This window comes from Confluentibacter flavum (genome assembly GCF_002843175.1).
Taxonomy (GTDB): Bacteria; Bacteroidota; Bacteroidia; order Flavobacteriales; family Flavobacteriaceae; genus Confluentibacter; species Confluentibacter flavum.
The window spans coordinates 62701-81615 of sequence record NZ_PJEO01000017.1; the positions used below are offsets into that span (position 1 = coordinate 62701).

General features: G+C 34.8%; 18 protein-coding genes and 1 pseudogene. 2 read left to right on the forward strand and 17 right to left on the reverse strand.

The genetic code is table 11. The annotated features are described in order from the left end of the window. Window positions 1–231 precede the first annotated feature (231 nt). The 11 genes from CSW08_RS06390 to CSW08_RS06440 form a co-directional block, all read right to left on the reverse strand. Window positions 232–885: a 3-oxoacid CoA-transferase subunit B gene (locus CSW08_RS06390; protein ID WP_106659082.1), complete on the reverse strand. Its 654-nt coding sequence runs from the start codon at window positions 883–885 to the stop codon at window positions 232–234. Between the two features lie 39 nt (window positions 886–924). Then, window positions 925–1278 (reverse strand): four helix bundle protein, encoded by a 354-nt coding sequence (locus tag CSW08_RS06395; protein ID WP_106659083.1) that lies wholly within the window; start codon window positions 1276–1278, stop codon window positions 925–927. 27 nt (window positions 1279–1305) lie between these two features. Then, window positions 1306–2007 carry a CoA transferase subunit A gene (locus CSW08_RS06400; RefSeq protein WP_106659084.1) on the reverse strand — a complete coding sequence of 234 codons (702 nt, stop codon included), beginning with the start codon at window positions 2005–2007 and terminating at the stop codon, window positions 1306–1308. A gap of 87 nt (window positions 2008–2094) precedes the next feature. Then, window positions 2095–2562 (reverse strand): V-type ATP synthase subunit K, encoded by a 468-nt coding sequence (locus tag CSW08_RS06405; protein WP_106659085.1) that lies wholly within the window; start codon window positions 2560–2562, stop codon window positions 2095–2097. A gap of 30 nt (window positions 2563–2592) precedes the next feature. Continuing rightward, window positions 2593–4419: a V-type ATP synthase subunit I gene (locus CSW08_RS06410; protein ID WP_157831433.1), complete on the reverse strand. Its 1827-nt coding sequence runs from the start codon at window positions 4417–4419 to the stop codon at window positions 2593–2595. A gap of 8 nt (window positions 4420–4427) precedes the next feature. After that, the gene (locus CSW08_RS06415; RefSeq protein WP_106659087.1) at window positions 4428–5039 is read right to left on the reverse strand and encodes a V-type ATP synthase subunit D; all 612 of its coding nucleotides are present in this window, start codon (window positions 5037–5039) and stop codon (window positions 4428–4430) included. Further along, window positions 5032–5607: a DUF2764 family protein gene (locus CSW08_RS06420; RefSeq protein WP_106659088.1), complete on the reverse strand. Its 576-nt coding sequence runs from the start codon at window positions 5605–5607 to the stop codon at window positions 5032–5034. Before CSW08_RS06420 ends, CSW08_RS06415 begins: the two co-directional genes overlap by 8 nt. A 2-nt stretch (window positions 5608–5609) precedes the next feature. Next, the gene (locus tag CSW08_RS06425; RefSeq protein ID WP_106659089.1) at window positions 5610–6203 is read right to left on the reverse strand and encodes a hypothetical protein; all 594 of its coding nucleotides are present in this window, start codon (window positions 6201–6203) and stop codon (window positions 5610–5612) included. After that, window positions 6196–7527: a V-type ATP synthase subunit B gene (locus CSW08_RS06430; RefSeq protein WP_106659090.1), complete on the reverse strand. Its 1332-nt coding sequence runs from the start codon at window positions 7525–7527 to the stop codon at window positions 6196–6198. Before CSW08_RS06430 ends, CSW08_RS06425 begins: the two co-directional genes overlap by 8 nt. Beyond that, window positions 7508–9253 (reverse strand): V-type ATP synthase subunit A, encoded by a 1746-nt coding sequence (locus tag CSW08_RS06435; RefSeq protein ID WP_106659200.1) that lies wholly within the window; start codon window positions 9251–9253, stop codon window positions 7508–7510. The genes CSW08_RS06430 and CSW08_RS06435 overlap by 20 nt, the downstream gene beginning before the upstream one ends. Window positions 9254–9266: 13 nt before the next feature. Continuing rightward, the gene (locus CSW08_RS06440) at window positions 9267–10409 is read right to left on the reverse strand and encodes a universal stress protein (protein ID WP_106659091.1); all 1143 of its coding nucleotides are present in this window, start codon (window positions 10407–10409) and stop codon (window positions 9267–9269) included. 280 nt (window positions 10410–10689) lie between these two features. Between CSW08_RS06440 and CSW08_RS06445 the strand changes: the two genes are divergently transcribed. Both CSW08_RS06445 and CSW08_RS18245 read left to right on the forward strand, forming a co-directional pair. Continuing rightward, the gene (locus CSW08_RS06445; protein ID WP_106659092.1) at window positions 10690–11493 is read left to right on the forward strand and encodes a universal stress protein; all 804 of its coding nucleotides are present in this window, start codon (window positions 10690–10692) and stop codon (window positions 11491–11493) included. A gap of 210 nt (window positions 11494–11703) precedes the next feature. Continuing rightward, window positions 11704–11826: pseudogene (locus CSW08_RS18245) on the forward strand (succinate dehydrogenase/fumarate reductase iron-sulfur subunit); the annotation flags it as partial. 43 nt (window positions 11827–11869) lie between these two features. Here CSW08_RS18245 and CSW08_RS06450 read toward each other — a convergent pair. From CSW08_RS06450 to trhO, 6 genes are all read right to left on the reverse strand, one after another. Further along, window positions 11870–14203: a penicillin-binding protein 1A gene (locus CSW08_RS06450; protein WP_106659093.1), complete on the reverse strand. Its 2334-nt coding sequence runs from the start codon at window positions 14201–14203 to the stop codon at window positions 11870–11872. Window positions 14204–14374: 171 nt separating this feature from the next. Further along, window positions 14375–14869, reverse strand: coding sequence for a gliding motility lipoprotein GldH (locus CSW08_RS06455; RefSeq protein WP_106659094.1), 495 nt, complete (start codon window positions 14867–14869; stop codon window positions 14375–14377). Next, entirely contained in the window at window positions 14856–16043 is a 1188-nt protein-coding gene (locus tag CSW08_RS06460) for a PSP1 domain-containing protein (protein WP_106659095.1), read from the reverse strand. The genes CSW08_RS06455 and CSW08_RS06460 overlap by 14 nt, the downstream gene beginning before the upstream one ends. Window positions 16044–16198: 155 nt before the next feature. Continuing rightward, window positions 16199–16429: a ferredoxin gene (locus tag CSW08_RS06465; protein WP_106659096.1), complete on the reverse strand. Its 231-nt coding sequence runs from the start codon at window positions 16427–16429 to the stop codon at window positions 16199–16201. Continuing rightward, on the reverse strand, window positions 16429–17673 hold the full coding sequence (locus CSW08_RS06470) for a peptidase U32 family protein (protein ID WP_106659097.1): 1245 nt from the start codon (window positions 17671–17673) through the stop codon (window positions 16429–16431). Before CSW08_RS06470 ends, CSW08_RS06465 begins: the two co-directional genes overlap by 1 nt. A 7-nt stretch (window positions 17674–17680) precedes the next feature. Then, entirely contained in the window at window positions 17681–18754 is a 1074-nt protein-coding gene (trhO, locus tag CSW08_RS06475) for an oxygen-dependent tRNA uridine(34) hydroxylase TrhO (protein ID WP_106659098.1), read from the reverse strand. Between the last annotated feature and the right edge of the window lie 161 nt (window positions 18755–18915).

Below are 18915 nucleotides of genomic sequence, written 5' to 3' on the forward strand. Positions count from 1 at the left end.
ATGTTTCTTTGAATTTGCTGTCTTCATTTGTAGGTAGTTCAGGTAGATTAGCTGCGTAATTCATAAGTACTAAGTTTAAGGTAGATTTGGGGAAATCTATGGTTAATTTTGGCTTATTTGAGGATTGCTAATATGTAACATTATTTTTAAATATCTGTTTAAAAACAAAAAAAATCGATGAAATTTATTTTTTGTTGGACATTTCGTCGATTTAAGGTGGATTTTCGTAGTTTAAAAAGTGATTTCTGGAATATGGCCTTCTATAATTAGTGTGCCTTCGGTAGCGTTTTTTATATCCTCAATAGAAACCCCGGGAGCTCTTTCCAGAAGTTTAAAGCCCTTATTTGTAACCTCTAGCACTGCTAGATTAGTTACTATCTTTTTTATACACCCAACGCCTGTTAATGGCAAAGTACACCGTTTAAGCAATTTTGATTCACCTTCTTTATTGGTATGCATCATGGCAACGATGATATTTTCTGCACTAGCAACTAAATCCATGGCACCTCCCATTCCTTTTACCATTTTATTGGGTATTTTCCAGTTGGCTATATCGCCATTTTCAGCTACTTCCATAGCCCCAAGAATAGTGAGATGGACATGTTTACCACGAATCATTGAAAAACTTAAAGCAGAGTCAAAAAAACTAGCTCCTGGCAACGTTGTTATGGTTTGTTTTCCTGCGTTAATAATATCGGCATCTTCTTCACCTTCAAAAGGAAATGGGCCCATGCCCAATACACCGTTTTCACTCTGAAACTCAATGGCTATGCCTTTAGGAACATAATTGGCTACCAAAGTAGGAATCCCTATTCCCAAATTGACATAGTAGCCATCTTTAAGTTCTTTTGCTAACCGTTTTGCAATTCCTATTTTATCTAACATGCTCTGATTTATTAATGTGCTGATTTGAAAGTTAGTCAATTATGCTTTTTTACTTGATGATATAATTTTAGATATAATTAAAATGACAGATTTTAAATTTTTTAATAATTTTTCATCTGGATTTGGATAATGTTCAGATGATTGACAAAGTTTCAACCAATATTCTAATTCATCTGCTTCTTTTGCTGAAATTTTAAATTTATGAATGAAGTCTCTTTTGCTTTCAGCATTTTGAGCTTCTCTAATATTAGCCCCAATTGAGGTTCCGCTTCTAAAAATTTGCGAAGCCATTTCAAACCTATTATTAGCTCTTATTTTTTCTGAAAAAGAAACTACATCAAGTGCTAATTCAAATGTCAATCTCACAATTAAATTCTCTGAATCGTTCCTCATCTTCAAATTATATAATTATTAAATTGATTAATCTTTTTGTCTAACAGTTCTTTGTTCTATCCGTTTTTCATAATGTTTACCTTGAAAAATACGTTGGACAAAAATCCCAGGAATGTGAATTTGGTTCGGATCTAACGTTCCAAGTGGTACTAATTCTTCAACCTCAGCAACCGTTATTTTTGCAGCACCACACATAACGGGATTAAAATTTCTAGCTGTTCCTTTAAAAATTAAATTGCCAGCCGCATCGCCTTTCCATGCTTTTACAAAAGCAAAATCAGCTTTAAAAGCATATTCCAAAACATACATTTTTCCGTTAAATTCCCTGGTTTCTTTACCTTCTGCAACTTCGGTACCATAGCCCGCTGGTGTATAAAATGCGGGAAATCCAGCTTGTGCTGCTCTACATCGTTCGGCTAAAGTACCTTGCGGTATTAATTCAACATCCAATTCCCCAGAAAGCATTTGGCGTTCAAATTCTTCATTTTCACCCACATAAGATGAAATCATTTTTTTTATTTGATGCTTTTGAAGAAGCAACCCCAGACCAAAATTGTCAACACCAGCATTGTTGGAGATACAGGTCAAACCCTTAATACCCAGTTTTACAAGTTGGGCAATGGCTTTTTCTGGAATACCACTTAGCCCAAAGCCCCCAAGCATTAAAACCATATTGTCCGTCACACCCTTTAAGGCCTCTTGAACATTTGCAACTTCCTTATTTATCATAAGAATTAATTTATCCTCTTAAAAATACGAAATAAAAAAGCCTTTGAAAAAAATGGCTCTCTATTTTATTAAAAAAATTGATTTAGTTTAGCTTCCTGGCAAACCAGTCATTGTGAAAATCATCACAAATAAAGCCACTGTTTCTACAATACCAATTACCATGATATATTTTGCAGTATCATTCGCTCCCGAGGCAATAGCATCACAGGCTCGGGCACCTGTTTTACCTTGAAAAATTGCAGAACCAGCCATTGCAGCTCCCGCAAACAAACCAATTATAATTTGCCATATATATGATTCTGGGGCTAAATTAGCATCTGCTATGGCGTTTTTTAAAATCATCCCATAAATTACCTGAGACAAAGGTGCGCCAACAAAAATGAGCATGGCCGTTGATGCTTTTTGTCCGTTTGTAATCATTTTTTTCCATGCACCAATTGCTGCCATACCAGCTATGCCTGTTCCTATGGCAGAGCCAATTGAAGCGATACTTAAGGACAAGCCCATGTCTCCTAAACCTTGAACTGCATTTTGAATTATTGCTATTTCTATCATAATAGTGTCATTTATTGTGGTTATTATATTTTACTTAGTATTTATTTTTTCTGGTTTCTTTAAATTTTCATCAGAGATAAGCCTAAAGGGCCGATAAGCTTCACCTGAAAAATCAACACCTAAATGGCTAGCAAATTCTAACATATTTAATCGAATGCCATGAACCATAACTGCCATAAGTGCCAATGCGATATTTAAAGCATGACCTAATAAAAGAGCAATAGCAGCCATTAAAATTTCTAAAAAACCCATGTTCTCTATTCCGGAAGACAATACCATACCGTTAAAACTTGCAGCTACCGCAGCAGTAGCCATACCCACCGCAAAAAGTCTTACATAAGATACAATATCTGAAAACCCACTTATTAAACTCAACGGCAAATTTGCAATGGATGTTAATATACTTTTAAAAAAGTTTTTGTTTTCTGCTGAAAATAAGGTTACCAAAAGTCCACCAGCAATAAAAAGCCATTGTCCCCAAAAAGGCATAGGAATACCTAAAACCAATTGTTCTGTGATGAAGAAAAGTCCCCAAACCAAGGCTATCCACCCTAATTGACTCAGCACTTTTATAGAATTTATAAATTGTAAACCTCTTACACTATGAGCAATACTTAAATGAATAGCACCAATAAGAAAAGATAGGTGCATCATAAATGATACATTGTCTATACCAAAACTAGCAATATTATCTATTATTAAACCTTTAAATATGGGCATTTGAGCAATTTCTGAAGAACCAAAATAAGTGCCGCTTAAAACACCCCATATGATGGTTGATATACTTAAAACCAATATCAAAATACGCATCTGCTTTTGTAATTTTTTTCTAAATATTAAGGTGATAAACAGGAAAATAAGCCCATAACCAGCATCTCCAACAAGCATGGCAAAAAACAAGGCAAAAGCCATAAGAAAATAAATAGAAACATCTACTTCTTTATAGCCCGGTAAAATATCTATAAATTTCATTATGGGATTTATAATCTCAATCCACTTTGGATTTTTAATATAAACAGGCACATGCTCTGGCTCTTGAGGTTCTGAGATATGATAACCCCAATTATTCTTGTTAGCTACAATTTTAAAACGCGCTATATCGACTTTTGGAAGGTAACCTTTAAGATATCTACATGTATCTTTAATAGTACCCATGTGTTCTATAGCTTCTTCCGCAGCTAAGTAATTGCCCAAAGATGATAGGTAATCCTTTAAAACATATTTGTATTTTACGTGGCTATTTAGAAAGACTTCTAGTTCTACAAGTTGCCGCTCTTTTCTTAAGATTTGTTCTTGTAAACTTTCAAAGGTTTCTTTTGGTATGTCAACTTCTTTGAACTCCAATTGTTCTGATGGGTATAAACTGCAAAGTGCAGTAAGAACTTTATCCTCAAATTCACCAAGAACGAAAATGGTATGTTGTTTCTCTATGGTTGAAATAAGTTGTTTATCTAGTAAATATAATTTTAGATTTATACCTCTTTCTTTGAGATACTCAATGTGTTTTGTTTTTACATTTTCACCCCAAGTGTGGTACCACTTTATTTGCTGATTTAGGTATTCTAAGCGATTATTACAACTGACCTCAAAGTCTTTCGCTTTCAGGATTCTTTCAACCATTCTTTTAGGATCATGTATTAAATAAGGACCCGTTTTTTCAATATTTTTAGATTTTTTTTCATGCGCCTCTAAATACGCAATAGCGTCCTCTGTATCCTTAATGTTGTTTTTATGACGTTCAATAGTAGAATTTGTAGATACATTAATTTCTTGTATATCCACAACACCCAATTCACCAAGTTGATAAATGGATTCATCTGCTTTTTTTGATGAAGTAAAAAGGAATATTTCTTTCATCCTAACAATCATAAAACGGCTTTTTTATATTGTTTTTTCTTTTTTACGAGTTTGGCACAACCAATAGCTAAACGTTCTACATCACCCAGATAAATCTCAATTTTTCTAATATTATCCTCTGTTTCGGGAATAAAAACCTCTTTTAATGCATTTTTCATGCGCCTCGCTTCGTCCAACTCTTCTTGAACCAATAGCATATTGTTTTGTTCCAACTCTAATATTTTTAAATTGGTCTTTTGATCTTTAATCAGTTCTTCAGCGGCATCCACCCAAAAAGGGGTATGAAAGGTGTCTATATTTGTGTCTTCAAAATCAATATTTTCAAACTCCTTTATAGGTACCCCTGCTACTTCCCTGGATTTGGTAGTCAATTTTTTTACTTTCACAGCATGGTTTAAATCTTCAACATCTTCTGCAAACACACCTACCCAAGGCTTCATGTCTTCATTTGTGCTTTCTACAGAGGCCTCTAATTTAGAGATACGCTCTGTGATAGACTGAATCAAGACTTTCAACTGTTGCTCTTTCATTTCAAAAACAGGCAGTGCTACGTTATATTCCTTCAGCTCTAATTTTAGCGCGGCAAGGGTGTTTTTATTCATTAAAATCTTCTCACCCATCGTTCCTCATTTTTATTAAATCTAAGTATTTCTCGAATCCAACTGCTTCATCAAAACTCCACCATCTTTGCATCAAAAACAGTTTTATCTTGTAAGCTACAAGGGCGTCAAAATCTGAAAAATGACCAATAGACAGATTTTCTACTTCTTCCCATTGCAAATGCATAATTTGAATTTCTTGTTCCAAAGGATTGCCGGGTTCTAACACTAGTGTGTTGCTTGATGTATTGGTTAATTCAGAGGGTTCATTTCGAGTTTCCCTGAGTGATTTCAGTTTGTGTTTTAATGCTAAATAGAAAGTTGAAAAACCAGATAATACGCTGTATTTACTATTTTGAAATTCTGATGCATGTATTGTTTTTAATTCTATTTGATTGAAAAGTTTTTCTTTTTCGGGTGATAGGTATTTGGCAGCTTCTTGGTTTAGTACGTTTGTAAGTGATGAAGACTCTTCATTTAATGCATACGCCTTAAAAATAGCATATACACGATTTCTAGCTTCAACCGAGTTAGTAAACTGCAAATGAGGCAGACTAGTCATTAAATACTCAAGATTACCACTTATCATAATTACTGTTTAGAGCTTAAAATTTCTTTCCATTGATTACTTAATTGCGATTTTAAAAGTTCCGTCACCTCCTTAGGTGTAATCTGGTAGCTCCAGCCTTCCTCTTCTTTAGCTATTGCAAAACCCTTAACTAAGGAAGAATTGGCACTGATTTTTGTTACATCTTTTGACTGCTGAAGTTGTTTATGAATATAAACAGCTACTTCATTTTTTAAAGAATCGGGCAGTTGTACTTCTGTATTTGTACCTATTTGCTCTAAAATTTTTAAAACAGCAGTTTTAACAAGATCCGGCGTAAACGATGCATCAACTTCTTGCTGTAAAACTTCATTAAATAAATGTTTTATATCGTTATGAAGTATAATAGTTAAATCTCTTGCGGCCTGTTTTAGGGCATTTTGACCTTTATTGATGGTAGATTCCGCAATTTTTTCGCCTTCTTCTATCAAGGATGCTTTTTTTGCTTCCGCAGATTTAATGATAGCATCTGCCTCTTTTTTAGCATTTTCCAAAATCTCAGCAACTTTTATATCAGCAGCTTCAATAGCTTCTCGCTTTATGGTTTCTATTAAATTTTCTAAGTTCTTATCACTCATTGTTGTGAGGTTTTAAAATTTTATACTGTCCTTCTTTTGGCCAAAAAGAGTCAATGAGTTTGGATGAAAGTCCCACTTCTTCCTTTTTGAAATAGCGAGCTAAAATATCCCAACAAAGGTCTAGCGCATCTTCTAATTCTAAATATCTAAAGGGATCCATGAGTTCTTTCTGAAATGTTTTACGGTAATCTAACAATCTAAAAGAATAATCATCTTTTACAGATCCAAATTTTTGCGCTTTCACCCGCTCTTCCGCTTCTGATAATAGCCGGGCCATAACATTCATAATGCTTCTATGGTCTTCTCTTGTGGTTTCATTTACTTGCTGTTTCAAACGGCTTAAAGAACCAAATAGTTCAAGATAACCATCTTTCATATAAAATTGACCTTCTGTAATATAACCCGTGTTATCTGGTACGGGATGTGTAATATCGTCCATGGTGGTAACTCCCAAAATGGTTAAACTACCTGCGCCATCTATGTCTGCGGCTTTTTCATAACGACTAGCAAGTTGGGAATATAAATCGCCAGGATAACCTTGATTTGCTGGGATTTGATCTTGCGCATTGGCGACTTGCCTTAGGTAATCTGACCATTGTGTCATGTCGGACAATAGCACAAAAACATTCTTACCCTGAAGGGCGAACTTCTCCCCAACTGCCAAAGCTAAATCAGGCACCATCAGACCTTCAACGATAGAGTCTCTATGCGTATGCACAAACATGATGGTTTTATTTTTACTTCCAGCTTCCTCAATGCGTTGTCTGAAATAATGGAATTCATCATATTTCAATCCTACTCCACCAATGATAATCACATCCGCATCTGTTTGTGTAGCGATATTAGCCAAAAGACGATTGTACGGTTCACCTGCTTTGGCAAATATGGGTATTTTTTGAGAACGAACTAATGTATTAAAAACATCTATCATGGGAACACCTGTACGAATCATTTCCTTGGGAATCAATCGTTTTACAGGATTTATGGATGGCCCTGCAATCCTTACCATATCTGTTAATAATTCTGGACCACCATCAATAGGTTTTCCATTTCCAGAATATACTCTTCCTAACATATCATCTGAAAAACCTACTTGGATAGGCTTTCCTAAAAACCGGATTTTACAATTGGTAGATACACCAAATCCCCCACTAAAAAGCTGAAGGGTTACTTGTTCATTATTAATAGCTATAACCTGAGCAAAGGCTTTATCGCCATTTGGATAAATAACTTCGGCCAGTTCCTTATTGTGAACACCTTTTGCTTTTATACTAAGTATAGAGCGTCCAATACTATCTATTTTATCATAGGTCTTCTGTAGCATAAGCTCTTTGTTTAATCAAGTTTAAAAGTTTTGAATTCTGTTCATCAAAGTTCGTGTCATCTATTTTCATGTAATTCCAATCTAAAAAAGCTTGTCTTATAAAATTAAAATGAGATCTTATCTTGTCTTTTCCTTTTAGATTTAAAGGAGCATCAATAATTTTTAAAATCATGTCAAACATAATTCGCAAACGGCTAGGGTTGGAAACTCCATCTACCTCATCAAAACTATTTTGCTGAAGAAATACAGCATCTAAAAGCTCTGCTTTATGATACCGAATATAGGTTTCGTCTGTAATACCTTTTTCACCCATTAAAAGAATGTTAGAGGCTATTGATTTTCCATCACGAAGCAGCTCTAACAAATGAGCTACTTCCTCTTTTTTTAAGAGTGAAGGATATTGTGAATTACTATCAATTCGGTCTATTGCGGGATATTTACGAGCATCAGATAAGGTTCTGGACAAACCCCAAAATGCCCCTGTGCTAAGTAATGTTGCTTGAGTTACAGGCTCATCAAAATTTCCACCTGCTGGAGATACAGTACCAATAATACTAAGCGACCCCGAACTTCCGTCCTTAAATATTTCCACACCAGCTCTGTCATAAAAAGCTGAAATTAATGTTGAAATGTACATAGGGAATGCTTCTGGTCCAGGAATCTCTTCCTTTCTGCCAGAGGTTTCCCTTAAAGCTTGTGCCCAACGCGATGTTGAATCTGCCAAGATTAGCACATTGAGGCCTTGTTTTCTATAATATTCACCAACGGATGTTGCTAGGTAAACAGACGCTTCCCTTGCAGCTACTGGCATAGAAGAGGTATTTCCAACAATGTATGTGCGATCCATAAGGGATTTACCTGTACGCGGATCTAAGAGTTTTGGAAAATCCTTAAAAACCTCTACAGCTTCACCAGCCCTTTCACCACAGGCAGCGATAATAACAATATCGGCTTGTGAATGTTTTGCCAAACTGTGTTGGAGCACAGTCTTACCAGCACCAAATGGCCCGGGGTTACAAGCTGTGCCACCATAAGCAATAGGAAATAAGGCATCTAAAATGCGTATGCCTGTTGGCATAGGTTTTTCAGGAACAGAACGTTCATAAAAAGGCATCGCCATTTTCACGGGCCACTCAAAAGACATCGTTAGCTCTTGAACGGCTCCTGCCTCATCCTTTATTTTGGCAATGGTCTCATCTATGGTGTAATCACCTTCTGGAGCAATTTCAATTAATTCGAAAACACCTTGAAGAGAAAACGGTACAAAAATTTTATGCTTAAAAATTTTTTCCGGAACAGCACCTAAAATATCACCCCCTGTTACAAACCCGCCTTTATTTGCAGTTGGTGTAAAATGCCATTTTGTTTTGTTATTTAGAGGCTCTACCTCTAAACCTCGCTCCAAAAACCATTCTTTCTTGGCCAATTCATAGAGTGGATTTTGAAGTCCATCTGTAACAGAACCTAAAATTCCAGGGGCTAATTTTACAGCTAAAAGTAATCCAGAAAATTCAACCAAATCACCCGCCTTCATCCAGCTTGTATCTTCAAAAACTTGTAAATACACAAACTGTCCAGTTTTTACATCAATTACTTCAGATTTTAGGCGTTTGCCATCTTCGATAACTATGTAAGCTACTTCACCATTCATCACGGCCCCTTGGGTAATTATAACACCCACAAGTGACTCATTTACACTAACTACTTTTCCTTTTGCTTTTTGCATATCCATCTGTTACTTAGCTTCCCCTCAATTTACGAACTTCATCTTCAATTTTACCATAGGATAATTTTTCTTTAATATCAAAGGCTTGGTTGCGATATAGTTTAGCCTTTTCTGGCTCATTAATACTGTCATAGACTTTTGCTGCTTGAATATATGAAGGTATGTGCATGTTATTAATATTTAAACAAGCCTTAAATTGACCTAACGCTTCATCATAAAAACCATTTTCCAAAAGCTGTACGCCAACTTTGTAATATCCTTCTAGGTCTTTAATACTTGAGTCTAAACTTAAACTTAAGGCATCTTCAGATTTTAAAGTCAAGAACGAACATGGCACTTCTCTAATTACCTTTTCTGTAACGCTACCTAACATTAAACGGTTTAAGCCAGTTCTGCCTGCAGTACCCATTACCAAAAGATCTATTGATTTTTTTGATACTGTTTTTAAAATCTCTTCGGCCGCAATGCCTTGAGGTATTTCTGGCAGCCAATTCAAACCAGAAAGACTAAATCCTTTTAAGAAACTTTCAAATTTGGCCTTATGTTTTTCACATCTGGCTTTATTTTCCATTTCTGTCACTTCATTTGTGATAAACCAAGATGCTGTTTGAATTTCGCATACCGATAGAATTGTAAGTTGTGCTTTAAATTTTTTAGCGATAATGATAGCGTTTGTTAATGCGCGTTGAGAGGCTGGAGAAAAATCAATTGGACAAAGTATTTGTCTAATATTTAAAGACGTCTTTTCCTTGACAACAAAAACTGGTTTTTCACTTTTCTGAATAATACGTTCTGCTGTAGTTCCTAGCTTAAAATTTTGTTTTACGGAGCTATCACCAGCGCCTAAAACTAACAGATTTGAATTAATTTCTACAGCAGCTCTAGCAATAGCATCTATAGCAGAACCATGTCTTAATAATGGTTCACCAGTTTTTATGCCATGTTTTGCTATATTCTCTATTGTTTCTTTTAATTTTTGGGATGCTGCATCCTCCAGTAAATTTTTAGCTTTTTCATTAACAATATCGTCTGGAAGTACAAATATTGGTGTTACTTTAGAATTAAACGTTTTAGCTAAGATAATAGCAGACTCTAAAGTATTTTTTGAAGACTTACCAAAATCTTCTCCTAGTAGAATATTGTCTAATAATTTCATGTTATTTTAAATTTAAATTTTTATAAAAATGGTTGAATACTTCGAATTTTACATGAAAATTGCAATATCAACTTTACTAAAATATTAAATTAATTTTGATGAAGGACTGACATATATCAGATTTTATTATAAACCTAAAGCGTAGTTTGTTATAATATTTCGTTTTAACTGATAATATGTTGAATTAAAAATAAGACTATAAACATTCAAGATCTTGCAGAAAAGTCTTTTAATTTTATTTTTTTACGTAATTTTATAACTATTCAAAACCTAACTAACAATGATAAAAGTTCTAGTTCCAGTTGATTTTTCAGAAACCTCAGAAAAGGCTTTAGCCTATGCATGCCAGATATTTAACTCTTCACCATTAGAAGTTACAGTATTGCATATTTTTGGCACTCATTCTACAGCATTAATGATGAAATCTATTGATGGTCTCCTAATAAAAGATGCGAAAGAGAAATTAAAAACCCTATTAGAGAAAATTAAGAAAACGTCTCCACATGTACAGTTTAAAACACAGCTCGTTAAAAGTTATGCTGTGCAAGCCATCGTTAGTTATGGAAATTCAGATGCTTTTGATTTAATTGTAATGGGAACTAACGGCGCAAGTGGTCTTAAGGAGGTTTTTTTAGGAAGTATTGCAGGTGGTGTTATTTCAAAAACTAAAGCACCTGTTGTCGTTGTACCATCTAAATATAATTTAAACCGTCCTCTGAATATCATTTTTGCTTTAAATAATATAAAATTATTAGAAAAAACCAATCTTAGTGCCTTAAGTTTAATTTCAAAATTAAATGATAGTACTACTACAGCTTTGCATGTTGCTTTGGGTACAACAGATGAGTTTCATTTAGATGAATTACGGTATGGTGATTTAAATCTAAAAGTCAAAAACATTCAAGGTTCTGGTAATATTAATAAGGATATAAATACTTATTTAACCGAAAATAATGCAGATTTACTTTGCCTTATTCGAAGTAAGAAAGACCTTTTAACGCGAATATTTGATGATAGTGTAACCTTGAAACAGACCTTTAGTAGCTCAATCCCCATATTGGTTTTGCATGAGGAAGAAGTTTAACGTTTTGTTTTTTAATGAAAATAGCAATTTAGGCCCTATTTTAAACAAATCTTTGATTTCTAAAATGGAGGCTTAGATGTTATGTTTAATTCAATATTTAGGTTGACGTTATCTGCTTAGCTATAAATGTTGTGGTATTTGAGAATTATTCTTGATGAATACTTAGTCAACCCATATTTAAATCATTAGTCTATGCTAGATGCCAAAATACCTGAAGGTTTTGGCAGTTGTACGTTTACAGGGGCATGTGAGGTAGAATGCCCCGAATCTATTTCAATAAGCAATATTGCTGAAATGAATTGGAGATGGCTCAAAGCAAAATTGAGGGAGTAACTATTCGCAAGAATAAATTTTAATTAGTCCAAAACATGACTGTTTAAAAACTTAAATCGTCTGGAATGCCATCCGAATCATCATCCATTGCATTTCCAGATGATGTAATGGAACAATCCACATTTATTGATAAGTTGGCAGGCGCTTCAAAATCACCGATTGAAACATTTAGGTCTTTATCTGCATAACAACTTTTCATATACAACCCCCAAATTGGTAATGCCATTGTAGCTCCCTGTCCATAAGTAATGGATTTAAAATGGACAGATCTCTCTTCCCCTCCAACCCATACACCGGTTACTAAATTAGGCACCATGCCCATAAACCAACCATCACTTTGGTTTTGGGTTGTTCCCGTTTTTCCAGCGATTGGATTTGTAAAACCATACGGAAATCCTGTTATAACTTCTTTATAAATGCCATAGGGTTCTCCGGTTCTTCTTAATCTTGCACCCGAGCCAGATTCAACAACCCCTTCTAAAAGTTTCACGGTAACATAAGCTGCCTCATCACTTAAAACGTCACGTGTTTCTGGTTTAAACTGATACAAAATAGTACCATTTTTATCTTCAATACTGGTTACCATAACAGGTTTTGTATACACCCCTTGATTAGCAAATGCCGCATAGGCGCCAACCATTTCATAGACACTTAAATCTGCTGTTCCCAAAGCAATCGATGGTACTACGGGGATATCCGATTCAACCCCTAATTTTTTAACCATATCAATCACCATTTGTGGCCCTACTTTATCCATTAACCTAGCGGTAATGGTATTAACCGAGTTTGCTAAAGCATTTTTTAAAGTTCTCGTGCCACCATAATCGTTTGCTCCACCAGAATTTTGTGGACACCAATCTTCCACATTCCCATATTTCCCTTTTTCAATACAGAAAGGCGTATCTGGATACAGATCGCAAGGCGATGCATGTATCTGGTCTATAGCTGCAGAATACACAAAAGGTTTAAACGTAGAACCTACTTGGCGTTTTCCTTGTTTTACCATATCATATTGAAAATGCCTATAATTAATCCCACCAACCCAAGCTTTGACATGCCCTGTTTGCGGATCCATAGACATCATGCCGGTACGTAAAAATGATTTATAATAACGAATGGAATCCATTGGCCTCATGATAGTATCCTTTTCTGAAGCTTTACCATCCTTCCACTCAAAAACTGACATGTGTGTTGGTTTTTTGAATGATTCTTGAATTTCCTTTTCTGTCTTTCCTAATGCTTTCATTATTCTCCATCGTTCTGATTGTTTCATAGAACGTAAAAGCAAAGCGTCTACTTCTTCTTTTTTTAGATCCAAAAATGGTGCTGTCGGATTTCTAGTTGGGGTATTCTGATTAAAGAACTCTGCTTGCAACCTAGGCATATGCTGCTCTACAGCGTCTTCAGCATATTTTTGCATTCTAGAATCAATGGTTGTGTAAATCTTTAATCCGTCATTATATAAGCTATATTTAGTGCCGTCTGGTTTCGGATTGTTTTTAATCCAATCCTTCATAAATCCATCCAGATAGGTTCTAAAATATGTTGCTATTCCTTCGCGGTGTGATTCTGGAGAATAATTTAATCCTAAATCTGTTTTTTGAAGTGAATCTTTTGTTTTTTCATCAATAAAATCATACTTCTCCATTTGTCTCAAAACTACATTCCTTCTGTTTTTCACTCCAACAGGATTTCGTCTAGGATTGTAAAGCGCCGAGTTTTGAAACATCCCCACTAACATAGCCGATTCTTTTACATCAAGTTCATTAGGCTCCTTTCCAAAATAAATTCTCGAAGCACTACGAATGCCATCTGCATTATTTAAGAAATCATATATATTGAAATACTGAGCAATAATCTCTTCTTTAGTGTATTGACGCTCTAGACGAATGGCAATAATCCATTCCTTGACTTTTTGGAGCACCCTTTCAACAATATTAGTTGAGCCCTCACCATGAAATAATTGTTTTGCCAATTGCTGAGAAATAGTACTTGCACCACCGCCACTTCCTAACTTTACAACAGCCCTTAACGTTCCAAGGGCATCAATACCTGAATGACTTCGATAACGAGCATCTTCAGTAGCAATTAAAGCATCTACTAAATTTTGAGATAAATCCTCATAACTTACAGGGGTTCTGTTATCATTTAAATAGAATTTACCTAGCGTTTTTCCGTCTGAAGAAATAATTTCACCAGCTAAATTTGTTTTGGGATTTTCTAAAACCGTATGGTCTGGCATTTCACCAAAAAGACCCCATGAAGCCAATAAAAAAATTAAAATCACAAAAACGATGCCTCCTGTAAATGTCCACCAAAACCATCGAATGTATTTTGAAAAATCTTGAGTTTCTGCTGTTTTATTGTTTTTTGCCATGTACTTTATCTATATAATACAATCTACTTACTGTGCATTTTGATAAAAATTTGTCAATTCGAGTGAATTTTACACATTTTTTATGTGTAAAATTTGTATCGAGAATCAAATTTTTAATTTTATAATAGTTCTCGATACAATTCGCTTTTGGCGAATTACTCGAACTGACATTTAATTATTATTTGTTCTTTCAATTCTAAAACCAACATCTGTAACGCCTTCCAAATCAACCACACCATTAACTTTTCCATTTTCTCTCATAGCATGTTGGATATTAACTGTGTAATCTCCCGCTTCATTAAAAACGATTTTTTCTTTATACCAAAGTTTATTTTCCTTTATATCCGTTAATCCAGTACCCAATAATTTACCTGTTGGATCGGCCATTTTATATTCTAAAGTATCTTTTATTGTTTTCCCGTGAGGAAAAACCATTTCAACAATTAAAAACAAATTGTTGTATTTATAATTATTTGTGTTCCTTAAATTAACAAACAAGTTGTAATGGTTTAAAGAATCTGGAGGATTTATTTTAAAACTTATTACAGAATCTTTGTTCCAAGTGTTTGGAACCGATTTATACTCGTCATAAACACGATTGGAGTCACACGATACTACCACTAAAGAAAACACTAAAACAAACAAAAGGATATTACTTCGCAACATTTTTACTTTCTTGAGGTTTCTTCTTATAGTTTTTTTTTCCGTTGTTGTTTTTTCTTTTATTGTTTTTACGTTTGTTATTAGGTTTTGGACTATCGAAACGTGTTAAACTATCTTGTCCTACAACGTTTTCAAATTCTGATTTAGTATCTTCTGTAAGTTCTGAAGCATATTCTTCTAGACTTGCTACTGGTTGATTCTTTTTATTTAAAGCTATAATCTCATTCGCTTGAACGGTTGTTATTTTATGCCAATTCATCCACTCACCTTCGTAGGCATACCACATGTGTCCTTTAAAAATATCCGTTTTTTGGCACACTGCAGTTCCTTTTTCGGTTTTAAGCTTAATTTCTGTTTTAGGAAATCCTTTTAAGGCATCAAGATAAGAATCCAACTCATAATTTAAACAGCATTTTAATTTTCCGCATTGCCCTGCAAGTTTTTGTGGATTTAAAGACAGTTGCTGATATCTGGCCGCAGAGGTGCTTACCGAACGAAAGTCCGTTAACCAAGTGGAGCAACATAATTCGCGACCACAAGATCCTATACCACCAAGTCTGGATGCTTCTTGACGAAAACCTACTTGTTTCATTTCTATACGCGTTCTAAACTCGCGAGCGAATACTTTAATAAGCTCACGAAAATCAACCCGTTCTTCTGCTGTGTAATAAAACGTTGCTTTGCTTGCATCACCTTGAAATTCAATATCAGAGATTTTCATTTCTAATCTAAGGTCTATGGCAAATTGACGTGCTTTAACCTTCATAGGCTCCTCTTTGTCACGTGCTTCTGACCAAATATCGATATCTTTTTGACTTGCTTTTCGGTAGATTTTAAAAATTTCTTCTGGAGTTTCTGAAACATTTTTACGTTTCATTTGAACGCGCACCAATTCACCCGTAAGAGTAACCATACCAATATCATGTCCAGAAGGTGCTTGTGCAGCCACAACATCACCAATGCTTAACGTTAAATTTTCAGTGTTTTGATAGTATTCCTTTCTGCCATTTTTAAACCGAACTTCAACCCAGTTAAACGGCTTTTCTCCATTTGGTAAGGACATATTAGCTAACCAATCGAAAACGGTTAGTTTATTACAACTGTCTGTACCACAAGTACCATTATTTTTGCAGCCTTTTGGCTGACCATCTTTCGTTGAGCAACTTGCGCAAGCCATATATTTATATATTGAATTCGTTAATAATTAAATTATTACGAATGAAGGTTCATAATTATTTGAAAAGGTAAAGATAAGATTATTATGCTTACTTTAAAATAGTAAAAAAATATCCTCGTTTTTTGTAAAAATACATTGAAAAGTTTTGAACCTTTTTACACAGATTTTACACTTATTATTTTTACGGGGCAGGCTTTTGATGCGTTATTACAATCATCTAAAATTTGTTCGTTACTGGATTTTAAAGTGAAAAATCCCTTTTTCTCTAGGCCGTGCAGTAATACAGATTTTCCATCTTTCTTAGACATTTGAAATTGTTTTGGCGCCAATTCTACACAATAATTACACCCAATACATTTGTTGCGTTGCAACGTGATAACAACCATTAAGCTTCTACTTTATTTTCAACAATTTTATATAATTTGTCCGATGGCCTGATTCTAAAACCAAGAGGGATGGTTACCAAATCGCCTTTGGTGCCTTTGCTTAATTTCTGGTCGTTTACCATCATTTGGGTTACCTCAATTTCTTTCGCACCCGTTGTTGGCCCAGTAATTAAAATAGTGTCGCCAACAGAAATATCAAAAGCTTCGATTTTAAATTCCCCTATTTGAGGTTTAGGAAAAAAGTGGGTTCCCTTACCAATATATACTTTCTTTTGAGTGGCATACGAACCAGAGCCATTGCTCCATTCACCTAATTTTTGACCTAAATAATAGCCATTCCAAAAACCTCGATTATACACTTTTTCGAGTTCTTGCATCCATATAATAACCTGTTCTTTGTTATAAGTTTTATTGGCTAAACCATCAATGGCTTCTCGATAACATTTAATCACTTTTGCAACATATTCTGGAGCTCTGCCACGCCCTTCAATTTTTAAAACTTTAATGCCCACATCGGCAACTTGGTCTAAAATATCTATGGTACATAAATCTTTTGGGGACATGATATACTCATTATCAATTTCCATTTCAAAACCCGTTTCCTGTTCAATAACCGTATATTTTTTTCGGCAATTTTGTTTACAAGCACCTCTGTTTGCGGAAGAATTATATGCATGTAAACTCATGTAGCATTTACCAGAAACTGCCATACACAAAGCGCCATGACCAAAAATTTCAATTTCAATAAGTTTACCTGACGGGCCTTCTATCTGTTCTTTTTCAATGAGTTCGGTGATATTTTTTACCTGTCGTAAACTCAATTCCCTGCTCAAAACCATGGTATCTGCAAACAAGGCATAAAACTTAACTGTTTCTATATTGGTAATGTTTATTTGTGTTGAAATATGTACTTCCATTCCAATCTCGCGGGCAGCCATAATAACCGCTTGATCCATGGCAATAACAGCCGTAATCCCAGCTGCTTTTGCTTTGTTGACCAAGGTTTTTACAATGGATAAATCGTGATCGTAAATGATGGTGTTTAATGTTAAATAGGTTCTAACATTTTTAGCTTTGCAGCGTTTTGAAATTTCGGGTAAGTCTTCTAAAGTGAAATTAATAGATGCCCTAGCACGCATATTAAGTTGTTCCACGCCAAAATAAACAGAATCGGCACCATTATCTAAAGCGGCTTGCAAGGATTCAAAATTTCCTGCAGGCGCCATTAATTCAATTTTCTGCATGATAGAACTAGACTTTATTGGTTTTAAAATGGTCGAAAATATTACGCAAATCTTTTTTATGGGGCAGATGGTCGGTGCGTCCTTTTTTAAAGATGTCGTTGCTATTGCCTTGTCCTTTTCTTAGCTCTTTTTGTGCTTCGTAAGGCAACCTGTTTATTTCCATACACGTTGTAGAGCAACAGTTTTCCATCTCTTCTTTACATTTTGGACATTGGATAAATAGTAAATGGCACGCTTCGTTGGCGCAATTGGTATGTACATCAAAAGGGTCCCCGCATTGGTGGCAATGCGCAATAACATCGTCACTGATGCGCTCTGCTCGACGGTCATCAAACACAAAGTTTTGTCCTAAATACTTATTTTCAAGATTCTGGTCTTTTACTTGTCGGGCATATTCTATAATACCCCCTTCCAACTGATAGACGTTTTTAAATCCTTTATGTTTAAAATAGGCACTCGCTTTTTCGCAACGTATGCCACCCGTGCAATACATCACCAAGTTTTTGTCTTCCTTGTGGTCTTTTAAATCGGATTCAATAATATCTAAAGACTCCCTAAACGTATCAACATCGGGCGTAATGGCGTTTTTAAAATGTCCTATTTCGCTTTCATAGTGATTACGCATATCAACCAAAATGGTTTTCTCTTCTTCAATAAGCTCATTAAATTTTTCAGCATTTACATGAACACCTTTATTGGTAACATCGAATGTATCGTCGTTTAAACCATCAGCCACAATTTTATCTCGAACCTTAATTTTAAGTTTTAAAAAGGATTTGTTATCCTGTTCAACCGCAATATTCAAACGGATGTCTTTAAGGAATTCAATAGTGTCTAAATGTGATTTAAACTCATTAAATCTATCGGCAGGAAGTGATAATTGGCCATTAATGCCTTCGTGGGCAACATAAATTCTACCAAGAACATCTAACGTGTTCCAAGTAATAAATAAATGGTCTCTAAAAAGTTGTGGATTGCCTATTTTGGCATACTGGTAAAAAGAAAGTGTTAATCGATTTTTTCCTGTTTTATCGATTAATTCGGCCCTTTCTTTAGCACTTAATTTATTGTACAGTTGCATGCTATACGAATGTTTTTAAGGTTAAAAAAATATTCCCATCCTAACCTTCCCTAAGGGAAGGAATCTTTTAAAAGATTAAGATGATTGCAAAAGTACAACTTTTAAAAACAGTCCAAAATTTATGGCGTAAAAAAAGCACTTTGCTTTAACAAAGTGCTTTA